The organism is Anaerobacillus sp. 1_MG-2023, from assembly GCF_030547345.1.
Classification (GTDB): Bacteria; Bacillota; Bacilli; order Bacillales; family Guptibacillaceae; genus Guptibacillus; species Guptibacillus hwajinpoensis_B.
The window spans coordinates 1-16677 of the sequence record NZ_JAUORD010000017.1 but is presented as its reverse complement, the minus strand read 5'-3'; the positions used below and the strand labels follow the sequence as shown (position 1 = coordinate 16677).

The 16677-nt window shown below is 41.2% G+C and carries 14 protein-coding genes, 10 tRNA genes and 1 rRNA gene; 2 read left to right on the top strand and 23 right to left on the bottom strand.

From position 1 onward, the window contains the following. Window positions 1-17 precede the first annotated feature (17 nt). The 3 genes from Q4550_RS20750 to Q4550_RS20740 all read right to left on the bottom strand — a co-directional run bounded on the left by Q4550_RS20750 (window position 18) and on the right by Q4550_RS20740 (window position 3845). Window positions 18-2423 carry a heavy metal translocating P-type ATPase gene (locus Q4550_RS20750; RefSeq protein ID WP_303535693.1) on the bottom strand — a complete coding sequence of 802 codons (2406 nt, stop codon included), beginning with the start codon at window positions 2421-2423 and terminating at the stop codon, window positions 18-20. A 13-nt stretch (window positions 2424-2436) separates the two neighbouring features. Beyond that, complete coding sequence (locus Q4550_RS20745) at window positions 2437-2766, bottom strand: metal-sensing transcriptional repressor (RefSeq protein ID WP_303535692.1); 330 nt, start codon at window positions 2764-2766, stop codon at window positions 2437-2439. A gap of 137 nt (window positions 2767-2903) precedes the next feature. Beyond that, window positions 2904-3845 (bottom strand): arginine deiminase family protein, encoded by a 942-nt coding sequence (locus tag Q4550_RS20740; protein ID WP_303535689.1) that lies wholly within the window; start codon window positions 3843-3845, stop codon window positions 2904-2906. A 134-nt stretch (window positions 3846-3979) separates the two neighbouring features. Between Q4550_RS20740 and Q4550_RS20735 the strand changes: the two genes are divergently transcribed. Next, the gene (locus Q4550_RS20735; RefSeq protein ID WP_303535687.1) at window positions 3980-5290 is read left to right on the top strand and encodes an amino acid permease; all 1311 of its coding nucleotides are present in this window, start codon (window positions 3980-3982) and stop codon (window positions 5288-5290) included. On the opposite strand, the gene Q4550_RS20730 is transcribed toward Q4550_RS20735, so the two are convergent. The 8 genes from Q4550_RS20730 to sigW form a co-directional block, all read right to left on the bottom strand. Then, a complete protein-coding gene (locus tag Q4550_RS20730) occupies window positions 5287-6045 on the bottom strand; it encodes a YqcI/YcgG family protein (RefSeq protein WP_303535685.1) in 759 nt (252 codons plus the stop codon). The two genes, Q4550_RS20735 and Q4550_RS20730, sit on opposite strands and share 4 nt — an antisense overlap. 63 nt (window positions 6046-6108) lie before the next feature. Then, a complete protein-coding gene (locus tag Q4550_RS20725) occupies window positions 6109-6738 on the bottom strand; it encodes a LysE family transporter (RefSeq protein ID WP_303535682.1) in 630 nt (209 codons plus the stop codon). Window positions 6739-6887: 149 nt separating this feature from the next. Then, a complete protein-coding gene (gene glmS / locus Q4550_RS20720; protein WP_303535680.1) occupies window positions 6888-8693 on the bottom strand; it encodes a glutamine--fructose-6-phosphate transaminase (isomerizing) in 1806 nt (601 codons plus the stop codon). Window positions 8694-9186: 493 nt separating this feature from the next. Then, window positions 9187-10530, bottom strand: a complete 1344-nt coding sequence (gene glmM, locus Q4550_RS20715; RefSeq protein ID WP_303535678.1) for a phosphoglucosamine mutase — start codon at window positions 10528-10530, stop codon at window positions 9187-9189. A gap of 39 nt (window positions 10531-10569) precedes the next feature. Continuing rightward, window positions 10570-11808: a CdaR family protein gene (locus Q4550_RS20710; protein ID WP_303535676.1), complete on the bottom strand. Its 1239-nt coding sequence runs from the start codon at window positions 11806-11808 to the stop codon at window positions 10570-10572. Continuing rightward, complete coding sequence (gene cdaA / locus Q4550_RS20705) at window positions 11808-12626, bottom strand: diadenylate cyclase CdaA (protein ID WP_194222558.1); 819 nt, start codon at window positions 12624-12626, stop codon at window positions 11808-11810. The genes Q4550_RS20710 and cdaA overlap by 1 nt, the downstream gene beginning before the upstream one ends. A 239-nt stretch (window positions 12627-12865) precedes the next feature. Then, window positions 12866-13495, bottom strand: a complete 630-nt coding sequence (locus Q4550_RS20700) for an anti-sigma factor family protein (protein WP_303535674.1) — start codon at window positions 13493-13495, stop codon at window positions 12866-12868. Between the two features lie 16 nt (window positions 13496-13511). Next, on the bottom strand, window positions 13512-14075 hold the full coding sequence (gene sigW, locus Q4550_RS20695; RefSeq protein WP_194222545.1) for an RNA polymerase sigma factor SigW: 564 nt from the start codon (window positions 14073-14075) through the stop codon (window positions 13512-13514). A gap of 216 nt (window positions 14076-14291) precedes the next feature. On the opposite strand from sigW, the gene Q4550_RS20690 reads away from it, so the two are divergent. Further along, window positions 14292-14504, top strand: coding sequence for an aspartyl-phosphate phosphatase Spo0E family protein (locus tag Q4550_RS20690; RefSeq protein ID WP_303535673.1), 213 nt, complete (start codon window positions 14292-14294; stop codon window positions 14502-14504). Window positions 14505-14526: 22 nt separating this feature from the next. On the opposite strand, the gene rocF is transcribed toward Q4550_RS20690, so the two are convergent. From rocF to rrf, 12 genes are all read right to left on the bottom strand, one after another. Next, window positions 14527-15429, bottom strand: a complete 903-nt coding sequence (gene rocF, locus Q4550_RS20685) for an arginase (protein WP_194222547.1) — start codon at window positions 15427-15429, stop codon at window positions 14527-14529. Between the two features lie 259 nt (window positions 15430-15688). Continuing rightward, window positions 15689-15764, bottom strand: a tRNA-Ala gene (locus Q4550_RS20680). 3 nt (window positions 15765-15767) lie between these two features. Continuing rightward, a tRNA-Gly gene (locus Q4550_RS20675) sits at window positions 15768-15841 on the bottom strand. Window positions 15842-15851: 10 nt separating this feature from the next. Continuing rightward, a tRNA-Gly gene (locus Q4550_RS20670) sits at window positions 15852-15926 on the bottom strand. 3 nt (window positions 15927-15929) lie between these two features. Continuing rightward, window positions 15930-16005, bottom strand: a tRNA-Lys gene (locus Q4550_RS20665). Between the two features lie 4 nt (window positions 16006-16009). Next, window positions 16010-16094, bottom strand: a tRNA-Tyr gene (locus Q4550_RS20660). An 11-nt stretch (window positions 16095-16105) separates the two neighbouring features. After that, window positions 16106-16181: transfer RNA gene (locus Q4550_RS20655), tRNA-Thr, on the bottom strand. 78 nt (window positions 16182-16259) lie between these two features. Further along, a tRNA-Val gene (locus Q4550_RS20650) sits at window positions 16260-16335 on the bottom strand. A gap of 22 nt (window positions 16336-16357) precedes the next feature. Beyond that, window positions 16358-16432, bottom strand: a tRNA-Glu gene (locus tag Q4550_RS20645). 6 nt (window positions 16433-16438) lie between these two features. Beyond that, window positions 16439-16514 (bottom strand) — tRNA-Thr (locus Q4550_RS20640). A gap of 4 nt (window positions 16515-16518) precedes the next feature. Next, window positions 16519-16593: transfer RNA gene (locus Q4550_RS20635), tRNA-Asn, on the bottom strand. Between the two features lie 10 nt (window positions 16594-16603). Continuing rightward, window positions 16604-16677, bottom strand: a 5S ribosomal RNA gene (gene rrf, locus Q4550_RS25210); the annotation flags it as partial.

Below are 16677 nucleotides of genomic sequence, written 5' to 3'. Positions count from 1 at the left end.
ATTCTCCTCTCAATGAATTATAGTTTCACTCGCTTCAAACGAAGGGAATTGGTTACGACTGATACAGAGCTAAAGGCCATAGCAGCCCCCGCAACCCAAGGTGCTAGTAAACCAATTGCAGCAATTGGAATCCCAATTGAATTATAGAATAACGCCCAGAATAGATTCTGGCGAATATTCCGCATCGTTTTACGACTTAAATGAATCGCTTTTGCAATATTTTCAAGATCGCCACCAACAAGTGTAACGTCGGCTGTCTCAATGGCGACATCTGTGCCAGTGCCGATCGCTATGCCTATATCGGCAGTTGCAAGAGCTGGGGCATCATTTATACCATCCCCTACCATCGCCACACGTTTTCCCTGTGCCTGTAATTCCTTCACCTTAGTAGCCTTTTCCTCAGGAAGCACTTCAGCATACACACCATTTAAGTTCACTTGCTGACCGATAGCTTCAGCTGTCCGTTTATTGTCACCTGTAATCATATACACATCGATTCCGAGCGACCGCATTTTCTCAATGGCTCTTTTCGACGTTTCCTTCACTGTATCTGCAACGGCGATAATTCCCTGCATGCGACCATCGAATGCAATAAACATGGCAGTCTTCCCGTCAAGTTCATATGTTTTCATTTGTTCTTCATGAGTGGAATAAGGAATTTGCTCTTGTTCCATAAGTTTTCGAGTCCCAACAAGAACCTGCTTTCCTTTGACAGTAGCTACAATACCGTGACCTGGTATGGCTTGAAACTGCTCTGCTTCAGCAACAGTGACATTGTGGTTCGCACCATGCTGCACAATGGACCTGGCTAGAGGATGTTCAGAAGCTTTCTCAGCGGCAACCAAGTGTTCTAACACTGTTGTTTCATCGTTTTTGAAAGCAACAAAATCAGTTACTTCTGGTTTTCCCTTCGTGATCGTACCTGTTTTATCAAGTAAGATCGCATCAATTTTATGAGTGGCTTCTAGAAATTCCCCACCTTTAAACAGAATCCCTTGCTCAGCACCCTTCCCAGTCCCTACCATGATAGAAGTTGGTGTAGCTAATCCTAATGCACAAGGACATGCGATAACGAGCACCGCAATCCCCGCTTCAAGTGCCTGTGGCAAATTGTAGGGATCAACAAGGAAATACCAAACTAGAAACGTAATCGCTGCGATCGCTACCACAATAGGTACAAATATGCCTGAAATCACATCTGCTAAACGCTGAATCGGTGCCTTTGAGCCCTGCGCTTCTTCAACAATCTTAATGATTCCAGCAAGTGCGGTGTCTTTCCCTACTTTTTCAGCCCGCATTGTTAATGTCCCATTTTCATTAATCGTAGAGCCAATCACACTCGCCCCCACTTCTTTCTCAATGGGAATGGATTCACCTGTAATCATGGACTCATCTACGGATGAATTTCCTTTTTCCACGATACCGTCTACTGGTATCTTTTCACCTGGGCGAACGACGATTCGATCAGCTACCTGAACCTGATCGACAGGTACCTTCACTTCAACGCCTTCCCGAATAACACTCGCTTCTTTCGCCTGAAGGTTTAGTAATTTCGTAATGGCCTGCGTCGTTTTCCCTTTCGCTAGATCTTCAAATAACTTCCCTACTAAGATGAGCGTGATCAGAATGGCGCTTGTTTCGAAATAAAGCGACGGACTGTATCCATCTGTCAAATAACTTCTGATCCCTTCAATAACACTATAAAAATAAGCGGCTGAAGTCCCAAGCGCAACAAGAACGTCCATATTTGCGCTTTTATTCACTAAGGCACGATAAGCTCCAGTGTAAAATGGAGCACCTATCACAAATTGAACAGGTGTTGCTAAAAGAAACTGAAACCATGGTTCCATAAGAAGATGAGGAACAGGAATAGCCGACTCACCTGGTATATGGGCAAGCATCGTTAACAGAAGTGGAAGGGAAAGAAGAGCTGAAATCAATAATCGACGTTTCTTCTTCTTAATTTCATCATTTTTATGGCTTTTCTGATTTTCACGATTCTCTTTAATCACCGCTTCATAACCAAGTTTTTTCAGCTTCTGGAGAATGTCATCTAACGTCACTTCTCCCGACTGGTATTCGACAACGCCAGACTCTGTTGTTAAGTTAACAGAAGCAAGCTCAACACCCTTCGTACGGTTTAAGCCTTTCTCGATTCTTGTGGAGCAAGCTGCACAAGTCATTCCGTGAATATCAAGTTCCACTTTTTCTTTCCGAACCCCATAGCCTAGTTTTTCAATTTTCCCTACGATATCTTCTGTCTTCACTTTATCGTAATCGTACAAGATCGTTGCTTTTTCCATCGTTAAATTGACGTTTGCCTCGACACCATCCATTCTATTTAATACCTTCTCGATTCTTGATGAGCAAGAAGCACATGTCATCCCCGTCACATCAAGAGAAAGTTGTTTTTTCGAATCCATCTGACTCACCTCTTTATTTAGAGAACTGCTGAATCACTTTCATTAATTCCTCTATTTGCTCATCTCCATTACCTTCTTGTATGGAACTAGCAACACACGTTTTAGTATGACGCTCAAGTAACGTATAGCCTACCTTTTTTAAAGCTGCCTGAATGGCAGACAGCTGAATCAGAATATCAACGCAATATCGATCATCTCCAACCATTTTTTGAATCCCACGTATTTGACCTTCGATACGTTTTAATCGGTTCTGAAGCTGCTGTTTCTCTTCATCCGTTCTCGGCTCAGTTGGCTTTTTATCTGGCTGTAAAGGGATGTTTAATTCATCTGTCAACCCGATCATCTCCTCTCATTTAGTTTACCACCAATATACCCCCCTTAGGTATAATAGTCAACCAAAACACATCTAAAAGAACCCTACAAAGGTTTGTAGGATTCTTTATGAAATAAATATTGAATTAGCCTTCAAGCCACTTTCTCTTATCCCCTCTCAAGTGGTAAGGTCATACATCGAATTCCTCCACCACCGTTTTCCAATTCATTTACCTCTATCTGAATAAGCTTCTTTTTACGAAGGGTGGGATTATTCTTAAGAATAGATTTATTGGCTTTCGTACTAACCAATAGCGTCTCAGGATTTAAATTCAAGAAATTAATATCTGCAACAGTATGTTTGATCTCCGATGTCCATTCGACTTCATATCCATGTCGCCTTAAAAAATCACCCGTCATCTCATATCGAAAATCATTTTCCGTTACAACCTGTACAGGAAGATAGCTCATATAGCTTTTCGCTATAAATATACTCTCCCCCGCTACATTACAATTCATATCAAGATGCATCGTATCTGGACGTCGTGGTAGATCAATAACACCGATTTCCTGGAACCCCGCTTTAAAAATACTCCCTTGCAGTGCTTCTATACTTTCTATGCTTGTCCGAATTCCAGAATTAATAAAAACAGCATCCTTATTAAGTATCATGACATCGCCATATTCCAATGCCTTTAACTGATTATTTGATTGCATTTGAAACGTCCGCTCATCAAACCACTGTTGAAATAGCCTGTGGCTTTGAAAATATTCAGGTCGCCTCATGGAAGTTCCTGCTGCTCCCGGAAGAATCGTATTTCCAAATACACAAGCAAGATCACGAACAAAAATACGATTGATTAATTTTTCATTTAGTAAAAGTTCTTCTCGTGATAAATGAACGGAATAATCAATAACATGAACCCCAGCATCCTCCATTGCGCGAATCATTTCTTCATGATTTTCTTGGGCCTTCTTTTGTTTCACTGTTTTTTCCCACTGCACATCTGTAGCAGTTTGCTGATCTGGTACATCTAAGTGTGAAGGAGAACAAACGACAACCGTTTTTAATTCTCCATATTCATTCCAACAATTCGGATGGATGTTCATTCAACCAAACTCCTTTATCATACATAGTCTCCTTACTTTCTCCTCATCCGAAGAAAAGATTCTCCAATTCAAGAAACACACATAAACACTGCCAGTGATTCTCAAACTAAAGAAGATAAGAGGGGGATGCAATGATGAGTAAATCGACAAATCACGAAAAGAAATTAACCTGGTGGCAAATGTCGTTTATAGGGGTAGGGTGTATTATCGGGACCGGGTATTTCCTTGGTTCTAGTATCACGATTGAAAAAGCAGGCTATCTCGTTTTATTGGCTTATTTTCTGGCCGCGATCGGCACATGGATTGTTTATGAAGCACTTGCGAAATTAACTGCTGAACATCCAGAAAAAGGGTCTTTTCGCACTTATGCAAAACAAGCTTTTGGCCAATGGGCCGGCTTTAGTAACGGCTGGGTATACTGGTCATCTGAAATGCTTATTATGGGTAGTCAACTTACAGCCCTCGCGCTATTTGCACAGTTCTGGTTTCCCAATGCCCCTTTATGGCTCTCGGCATCTGTATTCGCTTCACTTGGCCTTATCGTTATTCTTATCGGTGTTCAACTCGTAGAAAAAATGGAGAACGTATTTGGGGTAATGAAGATTGCTGCCATTGTGATGTTTCTCGCTATCGGAATCGCTGCCTTACTTGGTTGGCTTGAACCAGATAAAGGTCACGCTAGAATTGAAATCACGTCAAAAGACTTTCTCACAGGTAGCGCAATGGGTCTCTGGGTTGCCTTTGTTTATGCGTTCTATGCATTTGGTGGAATTGAAGTGATGGGACTGATGGCGAATGAACTTGAAGATCCCAAAAATGCCCCGAAAGCTGGCAAGATCATGCTGTTAGTCTTAACGATCCTTTACGTGATGTCTTTCTTCGTTGTGTTAAAACTCATTCCTATCAAAAGCATTGATCCGAATGAAAGCCCATTTTTAACAGCTTTAACTCAGTTTCATCTACCCTGGATCCCACAAGTATTTAATGCGATCCTCATTATTGCCGGTTTCTCCACAATGGTCGCTTCCCTATATGCCGTAACGACCATGCTTGTAACACTTGCTGAAGAAAATGATGCACCGGCCATCTTCGCAAAGAAAAGCAGGAAGATTCCTCTCCCTGCTTTTGGTCTCACAACTCTAGTCGTCTTACTTTCAATTGTTGTTGCACTACTTTTACCGGAGAACATCTTTGAGTATTTGACGACAGCTGCTGGTTTAATGCTCCTCTATAATTGGATGTTCATTCTTTTTTCATATCGGAAACTAACCAAAACTACGTTTAAAGATCATTTGAAAATAGGAATCGGCGTAGTCCTGATCGGTACAGCTATTTCAGGAACTTTATTTGACAAAATTAGCCGGGCTGGTTTTTTAGTTAGCTTATGCTTTCTAGTTCTCATTGCCGGGGCAACTTTTCTGAAAATGAAAAGAAAACACAGTTAAGAGCGAATGCTCTTCCACTTGTTTTTCATCGCCATAAAGGGGCACTTGGAAAGAGAAGAATCATCATCAGATAGAAAATATTGCTCCCATTCATAATTATCTTGTTGACCGTACCACTTCAAGGCGGGGTGAGCTGGCATCCCATCGTAAGAAACCAACCGTTGCCGGATCGCTTTTTTAAGCTTTTGACCAAATGTTGTTTCTGCATTAATTTCATCAAAAACCCATCTTGGTTGAAAAGCAATCAGAAAACATGGAAACTGACGACTCTTTCGAACTTGGTGAGCTGGTGTCGCACAGAATGCAAAATACGGTTCTCCATTGAAGCAGAACTCCCATTTAGGATCATGTGGGTCTTTAGGGATATGTTCTGGCCACTGCGCCTCATCAAGCTCATGCAAACTGTTTAGTAGCGACCAGAATAATTCCTGGTATTGATCTACTTCGGCTTTTTGTTTCTGTAACGTCGTGGAGTCAAAAAAAACAACAAGAGAGGCATATTTCCCCGTTTCCCTTGCTACTTCCCCATACTGTTTCAACAAGGTAGCTAACTGTACACTTGCTACGTCTGTTGTAGGATCTTCCGCAAATCCAAATCGTAAATTATCTTGATGGAACCCCTGCTTCCCAGGAATGCAAGGGTAAGGTTGTTCACGATCTGATAACATCGCTCCAAAATGAGCAAATGCAGTTCGCTCCCAATCTTCCATTCCTTCTCCATGTTCTTCAATCCATGATTTCGTATATAGTTCCAAACGGAATCCCTCCTTAACACTACACGCGTTATCCTATTAGGAGGGACAAAAAGAGGTGCCAGTCTAACCAAGGAACAACCTAACAGCTTGCATACCGAAATAGAGTCCAAATCCGATTAACGTGATACCGGATAAGATCGATATTCGCTTCAAAATAAATGGATTTACCCACGCTCGTGCACCTGCTGATGCACTCGCCATTGTGAGATCCCATAGGGTGATACCTAAAAAAATGCCCGTACTATAAAGAAACAGTTGGGCGGCACCAAACATACTAGATGTTTGGGCTAGAATCGAACCATAAATGCCAAGCCAGAACAAAATGTTCAGCGGATTTGAGATTGCGATAAAAAAACCAGTTCGAAACGATTTGCGGTTCGTTTCATATCGACCACTTGTCTGTTTAAGTCCAATTGAATCAGCCTTCACGATATTTTCAATTCCTGTATACGTTAAAACAAAAAAACCGAACAGCCAAAGAAATGTTTTCATAAACGGCGTCTCAATAACATGAGCAAGTCCAAAGTAAATGAGCATCATAAAGACGCCATCCGCTACCATCGCTCCAAACCCTACTAACCAGGCATTCATAAAACCAAATCGAATCCCCCTGTCCAGCTGTGCCGCATTAATCGGCCCCATTGGAGCTGAAAGGGAAAGTCCTAACAATATGTAGCTTACAAAGATACTCATACGCCTCCACCCTTCTTCGTATTCGTATCATTGTATTCGGACATGCTTTTAAGTAGTCGAAAAAAGAGAGGCGAGTCTTTTTTAACTATGATAATCAACAATAAAACGGCCCTCCCTAGTAAGGAAAGGCCGTTCTAATCTATCTATGGTTACTCTACCGTAACTGATTTAGCAAGGTTTCTTGGCTTATCTACGTCGCATTCTCTGTGTAGCGCTGCATAGTATGCAAGTAATTGAAGCGGTACAACAGAAGCTAGCGGAGTAAGATGCTCATGTACTTCATCAAGGACGATGGTGTCGCCTTCTTCTTCAAGGCCAGCCAGAGAAATAATGCATGGTGAGGCCCCACGAGAAACGACTTCTTGTACGTTTGAACGGATGCTTCCATTAACGTGCTTCTGCGTAGCAAGAGCAATAACAGGAGTACCTTTCTCAATTAGAGCAATCGTACCGTGCTTCAATTCACCGCCAGCAAATCCTTCAGCTTGAATGTAAGAGATTTCTTTCAGCTTAAGAGCTCCTTCAAGACAAACGTAGTAATCTACACCGCGACCAATAAAGAATGCATTACGCGTAACTGAAAGGAAGTTACGTGCAACTGTTTCGATCATTTCCTTCTGATCAATCATGGACTCCATCGCTGTTGCAACGATTCCAAGCTCCTGAATTGGGTTGAAATCAAGCTTAATGCCTTTTGCCTGAGCAGTATCAACAGCAAGTAGTGTTAGTACAGCCATTTGTGCAGTGTAGGCTTTTGTTGAAGCAACTGCAATTTCAGGGCCTGCATGTGTGTGCAGCGTATAGTCAGCCTCACGAGAAAGCGTTGATCCTGGAACATTCGTTATCGTAAGAGATTTAAATCCTTTTTTCTTCACGTTCACAAGTACGCCACGGCTATCTGCCGTTTCACCACTTTGTGAAATAAAGATAAAGAGTGGATTCTGTGAAACAAGCGGCATATTGTATAAGAACTCACTTGCGATATGCACTTCAACAGGAACCTCAGCGATGTTCTCGATCAGCTGTTTACCAACAAGGCCAGCATTGTAACTTGTGCCACACGCAATGATGTAAATACGATCCGTTTCTTTCATTGCTTCACGAATATCTTTATCAAGTTTGATGTTATCATTCTCATCTTTGTACTTTGTAATAATGTTACGAATCGCAAGCGGCTGTTCGTCAATTTCTTTAAGCATATAGTGAGGGTATGTTCCCTTTTCTATATCACTTGCGTCGATTTCAGCTGTGAATGGTTCGCGTTCCATTACTTTTCCACTCATATCTTTAATTGTGACAGAATCACGCTTCACAATCACTACTTCTTCATCCATAAGCTCGATGAATTTACTTGTTACTTGAAGCATAGCCATTGAGTCACTTGCTACTACGTTGAAGTCATCGCCGATTCCAACTAGAAGCGGACTCTTATTTTTCGCTACGTAGAGCGTTTCTGGATTATGATTGTCAATAAGTGCAAGTGCATATGAACCGTGAAGTTCATTCAATGTGTGATGAAAAGCATCTTCAACAGACATATTTTGATCTTCAACAAGAGTAGCAATAAGTTGAACAACTACTTCTGTATCTGTAGCACTTACGAAATTAACTTCGGATAAGAAGTCACGTTTGATTTGTTGATAGTTTTCAATTACACCGTTGTGAACAAGCGTGAAGCGTTCAGTTGAGCTCTGATGTGGATGAGCATTTACCTGACTAGGTTCACCGTGTGTTGCCCAGCGTGTATGTCCAATCCCTGCTGTCGCTTCCACACTTGTATCCACTTTTTTTCTAAGGTCAGCAATACGACCTTTTTCTTTAAAAAGGTGGAGTCCACCGTCATTAAGAAGCGCAATACCTGCTGAGTCGTACCCTCTGTACTCAAGCTTCTCCAGACCTCGTAATAGAATTTCTTTAGCATCCTGATTTCCAATATATCCAACAATACCGCACATGTAAAAGTCCTCCTTCAATTGAAGGAGCAGGCATACAACGGGGCAGACCTGCCCCTTCTTTTCCGATTAATAGCTTTTTTGTCACCATAGTTTTGCTTTTGTTCAGAAAGTCACCTCTCTGTTTTTCACAAAACCATTCAATTGTGGTGGAGCAATCGAGAGGTATCCGCCGATGATCGATAAACCTCTTCCTCGTCAACTGTTTTCTACCGTTCGAAAACAGTCCAGGCGCTTTTATATCAAAAGTAACCCAACTTCCCTCACTTTCCCTATTAGAATAAAAACCAAACATACTTCTATATTATATCAATTGTAAAAAGCTGGTCAATTCTTTTTTCTAGAACAAGTCGTTCTCGCTATAATTTGCTCTATTTTGACTCATTTTAATGAGAAAATCACTTGTGAAAATCCCCTTATATATAAAAATATGCATGGGTAGCTTTTTCTGTGCTTCCCATGCATACCTTTCGTACAAACTTTTCATTTTTGTCGATTAAGCTCCAAGTTCTTCTTTCACCATAGATACAACGCGATCGACGTACTCATCACACAGATCTTTTGTAGGGGCCTCAGCCATGACGCGAACAAGAGGCTCCGTTCCAGATGGACGAACAAGAATACGTCCTTCTCCGTTCATGTCGCTTTCTACTTGCTGAATCGTTTCTTGAATACGCTCGTTTGAATCTACCTTGTTTTTATCTGTTACCTTTACATTCACAAGAGATTGAGGGTATTTCTTCATTTCTCCAGCAAGCTCTGACAACGATTTGTTTGTCACTTGCATAATGTTAGCAAGCTGAAGTGCTGATAGCATACCATCACCTGTCGTAATATGATCAAGGAAAATAATATGTCCAGACTGCTCTCCGCCAAGGTTGTAGCCTTCTTTACGCATTTCTTCCATCACATAACGATCGCCTACCTTAGTTTGAAGCGATGTTATACCTGACTCTTCCATCCCTTTATGGAATCCAAGATTGCTCATTACAGTTGAAACGACCGTATCATGGCGTAAACGCTTTTGATCTTTCATGAATTTAGCGCAGATAAACATAATCTGATCGCCATCTACGATATCTCCATTTTCGTCAACGGCGATTAGGCGGTCTCCATCTCCATCAAATGCAAAGCCTACGTTGGCATTCTTTTCTTTCACAAATTCAGCCAGTGTTTCTGGATGCGTCGATCCGACACCGTCGTTAATATTTGTTCCAGTAGGATTCGTACCTATAGTGGAAATATCAGCTTCAAGATCAGCGAATAAATGAGCTGCAAGCGAAGACGTTGCACCATGTGCACAGTCGAGCGCAATGTGAAGTCCAGAGAAATCTTCATCAATTGTTTGTTTCAAATACTGAAGGTACTTCTGACAACCTTCGAAGTAATCACTAACGATACCTAGATCAGCACCTGTAGGGCGTGGTACAAGATCCTCATCGCTATCAATAAGCGCTTCAATTTCTTCTTCCTGAACATCTAAAAGCTTAAAGCCATCCGGGCCAAAAAACTTAATTCCGTTATCCCCAACTGGATTGTGGGAAGCAGAAATCATTACTCCCGCTTGAGCACTTAGTGCCTTCGTTAAATGAGCAACTCCTGGCGTAGAAATGACACCAAGACGCATTACTTCAGCCCCAATGGAAAGGAGACCCGCAACTAGCGCCCCTTCAAGCATATATCCAGAAATACGCGTATCGCGTCCGATTAAAATCTTAGGTTTCTCGGTCTCTTTCGTTAAGACATAACCACCGAGACGGCCCAATTTAAATGCAAGTTCTGGGGTAAGCTCTGTATTAGCTATCCCTCTTACACCGTCAGTACCAAAATATTTACCCATCGTTATACTCTCTCCTTTATTATCGCGCAGTTCCCACTATTATGAAGGACTATTCTCTATTTGCAGCGTTACCTTCTTCGATGAACCAGACCAGCGTACATAAGACGGCCCGTTCCATTGTAATTCTAATTCATGTTCTCCCTCGGAAAGACCACTTGCATCAATATAAGCCTGAAAATCATCATTCTGAATATTTTCAAGCACGCTAGATACACCATAAATCTTCATATCCGTAGATCCCGTTTCAGGTTCTGAAATATTTGCTGTTAACCCATCAGATACTCCAGTTACTTTAATTGGTACATCTTCAAATGCTTTTTCATCTTCTTTACCAACTTTAATTTTTGCTTCAACCGTTTCTGGATCTACTTTTTTCATCCCATCCGGAACTGGTACATCAAGCTCAACCGTTGTATCCTTTGTTATTTTTGATAGATCAAGTGGAATACCGTCCAGAAACTCTAGTTTGCCAAGTTCCTCTTCAGGACCAAAGACAGAAACCTCCGAAGGTTCAAGATCAATTGATGAGATACTAACACCATCAGGAAGCTTACCTTTTTGATCAAGTTTAATCGGCACCTTTTTGTATGGGGCAGTAATTGGTACTTTCACATCAACTACGGCAGGATCAATCGATACCCCCTGTATTTCTTCCATATTCGCATCATACACATTTAGTGTTATTCTTTCATTAACTTCTTCTTTTGCACCGCTCACATTTACATAGCCTCTAACAAATGCAATTTGTTCAAGCTTTGAATTTGCGCCAGTAACTGTAACGGTTTTAGGGGAAACGATCGGCTCTTCTGTCGCATAACCTTCCAGAAGCTCATCTTCCTTCAATAAGTTGATCCCAACTTGAAAAGTACTCGACTTTTTCTCTTCAATCGTTACAGAAACTCTGACGGGATCAATCGCAACATCTACATTTTCAGGAAAATCTCTGTGTTTTACGGTAACGAGATGTTGACCTGGCGTTAGGTTTCGCAAATCGACATAAACTTCTTTATTCGTTAACTTTGATAGCATTAAACCATCTGTGCGGCCTTCAACAATGACATCTACGGTTTCAGGTAAATCAGAAACCACCACGCTATCTTCATCGTATAGCACTTCAAGCTCCATATCTGGTAAACGTTCTGTTTCTGTTTGTTGAGTAAGTAATCCATTAGGATCAGTAGTAGAACCATCAGGCATCGCAACAATTGTGTAAAGCATGAGAGCGAGAAGAAAAGAGATGATTTTGACAAACCAGTTGCTCGTTAACAATTTGTCCATTACTTTTTCCCCCTCCAATTACTAAAGCGGTTGGAAGTCTCAGTCTTAGACACAGAAGGATTTAGCTCAGCATTAAGAAGATCACGTAATACCTCTTCAGATAAATTTCGATGAAGTTCTCCGTTCTTTGTCAGGGAAATACTCCCTGTTTCTTCAGACACAATGAGTGTTAGGCTATCTGTTACTTCACTTATTCCAAGAGCAGCTCTGTGCCTTGTACCGAGTTCCTTCGAAATAAAAGGACTCTCTGAAAGTGGCAAATAACATGCCGCAGCTAAAATTTCATCCTTCTTTAGAATAACCGCTCCATCATGAAGTGGTGTATTCGGAATGAACACATTAATTAAAAGTTCAGAAGTTAATTTTGCATTCATAGGAATACCTGTCTCTACATAGTCATTGAGACCTGTTTCCCGCTCAATAGATATTAACGCGCCAATTCTTCTCTTACCCATATAGGATGATGACTTAATAATGGCTTCCACCATTTTATTCGTCTCTTCCTCTTCAACAGCGGAGCGAGCAAACAATCGACCGCGTCCTAACTGCTCAAGTGCTCTTCGAAGCTCAGGTTGAAAAATAATAATGATGGCAAGCAGTCCATAAAGAACGACCCGCTCTAGAATCCAATGTAGCGTGTTCAGTTCGAAAAAACTACTTAAGAACCATGCGGCAATAATGACCGTAATTCCCTTAAGTAACTGAACAGCCTTCGTGCCGCGAATAAGCATAATAATTTTATATATCACATACGTAACGAGCAAAATATCAATAATCTCAGTTATGTAATCAAGTACATTTACATTTCCAACAGGCAGCACGGCTCTTCCTCCAAACGTATTGTATTTAGCCTGAAGTTCACTTCTAGTGCATTGCTAAAATACATTTGTAACTTTTTAATTATATCATATTTTTGACAACTTCAAAAAAAGCACATCTCTTTTATTATGAAGTTTCATATAATTAGTGACTCTGTGATCAGATGTTGAGTTAGGGGAGAAAAATCATTTTTAACTATAGCAAAGCTACACAAAAATAAACCGCCCTATTGGACGGTTTATTTCTGCTCATCATTTGTAAATACACTACCTATATCTTGAAAAAGGTGTTTCAACTGAAACCACGTCCAGTCAAGAATATGATCCACCTCTTCTATTTCACCAGTTACCTGTCCAGCAGAGGCCATATATTGTTCTCCATTGATCACAAGAACATCACCTTTAACCTGTCCTTCAATTTCAAGATTACGGTTTTTCACTGTTAGATCTCCTTCAATGACTTCACCCTCAGGAACAATAACTGTATTCGTTTCCTGGTCAAATCTTAAATTACCAGAGAGCGCAGATAATTGATCCTCACTCGTCCATGATGAGTAAACAGATCCTGCCATTAATACTAAGAATAAAATCGCAGCTGTTACGAATGGATGAGATTTCATCCATCGTTTCATCCAGACCGTGCGTTTCTCTTGTGGTAGCTGTTGCATTACCTTTGATGTAAAACCATCGGGTGCCTTCATAGAAGGTGAGCTGAGGAGAAATGATTCCGTTTTCTTCAGTTCTTCATAATGCTCTTTGCAATCATGACATGTCTTTAAATGATCAAATAGCTCTTTACGCTGTTGATCTGTAGCTTCTTCATCAAGTACGTCATGCATAATCGCAACTATTTCTGCAGGGCATTTCATAGCTTCTCCCCCTTTCTTACTGCTCTCGAAGCTTCTTTCTAAGCGCTTCTCTACCCCGATGTATTCGGGTTTTGACCGTTCCTACTGGTAAATCCAGAATTTCACTTATTTCCTTTAGCGATAACTCCTGGATATACTTTAATGTTATAGCACTTCGATACTTAGCTGGCAAACTCAGAATAGCTTGATGTATCCCATCCTGTGCCTCTAACGATACAACTTCATCATCAGGTAATGGTTCATCTGTCGACACTTGAGAATACATTGTCAGGCCTTCCGTACCCGAAATTTCAGCATCGAGGTAATAGTCTGGCTTTTTCTTTCGCATACGATCAATCGATAAGTTCGTGGCTATACGATATAACCAGGTAGAGAATTTCCGATCAATCTGATAGCGATCAATATTCGTATAAGCACGAATGAATGCCTCCTGAGCCACATCCTCAGCTTCCTGCCTGTTACCAAGCATTCGGTATGTCAAAGCAAAGACTCGATCTTTATAGAGCTCTACTAACTCCCCAAATGCATTATGGTCCCCTTTTCTTACTTTCAACACGATTCTTTTTACGATTGCATCCATTTTTTCAACCCCCGCTGATTCCTGCGGCTATTATAGTTACGTATCAGGAAAAACAAAGTTTCACTTTTTCTAAAAAAATATTTTCTTATCTTTCCCTATTCTATCACGTTTGAATTACTGTTTTTAATGAAAATACATAATTTTCTAGTGAAAATAGTTTATTCTTTTAATATATAGGGTAAAAGGCTATAAATTATTGAGAGGGTGGTTCGGCTCATGGAAAGGTTGAATCGTAAAATAAGCTTTCAAATAAAAAGCGAGAAAGATCATCTCCTTCAAGAAATTGAGGCTTCCCGCAATAAAATGAATTTATTAGCAAGAAACAAACCACTTAGTTCTTCCGAGATCATTGAAATAAGCACTTATTTGGACTATCTATTAAACGAATATGATCAATGTCGAAATAGAAAAACAGCGGCTTTATCTTAAGATAAAGTCGCTGCCTTTATGTCTATTTTAATTTTTCCCCAAATAAAGATCCCATTAAAGCAACGGCAACAGTAGCCGTTTTATTTTTCTCATCTAAAATAGGATTCACTTCAACGAATTCTGCAGAGGTTAAAATGTTTGACTCTGCTAGCATTTCCATCGCAAGATGACTCTCGCGATAACTAATTCCCCCAAGTACTGGTGTACCTACTCCAGGAGCATCGTGCGGATCAAGTCCATCAAGATCAAGACTTAAATGCACCCCATCAGTGTCTTTCGATACATACTCAATAGCCTCTTCCATTACTTGCGTCATACCCATACGGTCAACTTCATGCATCGTATATACTTTAATACCTTTTTCTTTAATCAATTTACGCTCACCATCGTCAAGAGAACGAGCTCCGATAATCACAATGTTTTCTGGTTTAATTTTAGGTGAATATCCTGAAATGCTAGTTAAAGACTCATCACCAATGCCAAGACTAACTGCAAGTGGCATTCCATGAATATTTCCTGATGGTGATGTTTCAGAGTTATTTAAATCACCATGCGCATCGTACCAAATAACACCTAAATTTTCATAATTACGTGCTACACCGGCAAGAGTGCCAATAGCAATACTATGATCTCCACCAAACACTAGTGGAAAACGCTTTCGATTAATCACTTCATTTACAACATTTGAGAGCTTTTCGCTTGCATCAGCAACTTCTTTCAAATTTTTAAGTTGATGATCCTGTTCTTCTGGACGCTTTTCTGGCCTTCCAATTTCAATATCCCCAAGATCTTCTATATCGTAATTCAAATTTGATAACCGTTCTACAATTCCAGCATATCTGATCGCACTTGGACCCATGTCTACCCCGCGTCTCATCTGGCCAAGATCCATTGGTACTCCTATAATCGAAAGTTTATTATTCATTATGTAGCCTCCTCGTATCCTAGTCTAGCTCTATTCTACCCATATTCCAGTAAATGACTCAACCTGACATAAAACACGAATAAATATTCATACAATTACGTAAATTGATGTTCTTTACGGATAAATATAAGCAACAGTAGCGTGGACATGGAGGATCTGAATCATATATCATCTGCAAGGTGCATTAGAAATAGAAAGCTTTCCGACTTCCAAAAGATTTTATGACATAAAAAAAACCCTAAACATTGTTTAAGGAAAATGGTGGAGCCTAGCGGGATCGAACCGCTGACCTCCTGCGTGCAAGGCAGGCGCTCTCCCAGCTGAGCTAAGGCCCCATTTGGAGCGGGTGATGGGGATCGAACCCACGACATCAGCTTGGAAGGCTGAGGTTTTACCACTAAACTACACCCGCATATAAAGTTTGGAGCGGAAGACGGGATTCGAACCCGCGACCCCCACCTTGGCAAGGTGATGTTCTACCACTGAACTACTTCCGCATATGGTGAGCCATGAAGGACTCGAACCTTCGACCCTCTGATTAAAAGTCAGATGCTCTACCAACTGAGCTAATGGCTCTTACTGGTGGAGGGGGACGGATTCGAACCGCCGAACCCTGAGGGAGCGGATTTACAGTCCGCCGCGTTTAGCCACTTCGCTACCCCTCCACTGGAAAAAATGGTGCCGGCCAGAGGACTTGAACCCCCAACCTACTGATTACAAATCAGTTGCTCTACCAATTGAGCTAGGCCGGCAAAATATATAGTACTTACAAATAAAAAAGAGTGCACTCTACTGAGTACTCCTGAAGGTAAATCATTTATTAAGAAAAATGGTGGAGGATGACGGGCTCGAACCGCCGACCCTCTGCTTGTAAGGCAGATGCTCTCCCAGCTGAGCTAATCCTCCACAGAGTATAAATAAATTAAATTGGTGACCCGTACGGGATTCGAACCCGTGTTACCGCCGTGAAAGGGCGGTGTCTTAACCGCTTGACCAACGGGCCATGTCCTGGAGCTTCCAACCGGATTCGAACCGATGACCCCTTCCTTACCATGGAAGTGCTCTACCTGCTGAGCTATGGAAGCATAATGGCTCCACAGGTAGGATTCGAACCTACGACCGATCGGTTAACAGCCGATTGCTCTACCACTGAGCTACTGTGGAATATTGGTCAGCCTGGCAACGTCCTACTCTTGCAGGGGGAGATCCCCCAACTACCATCGGCGCTGAAGAGCTTAACTTCCGTGT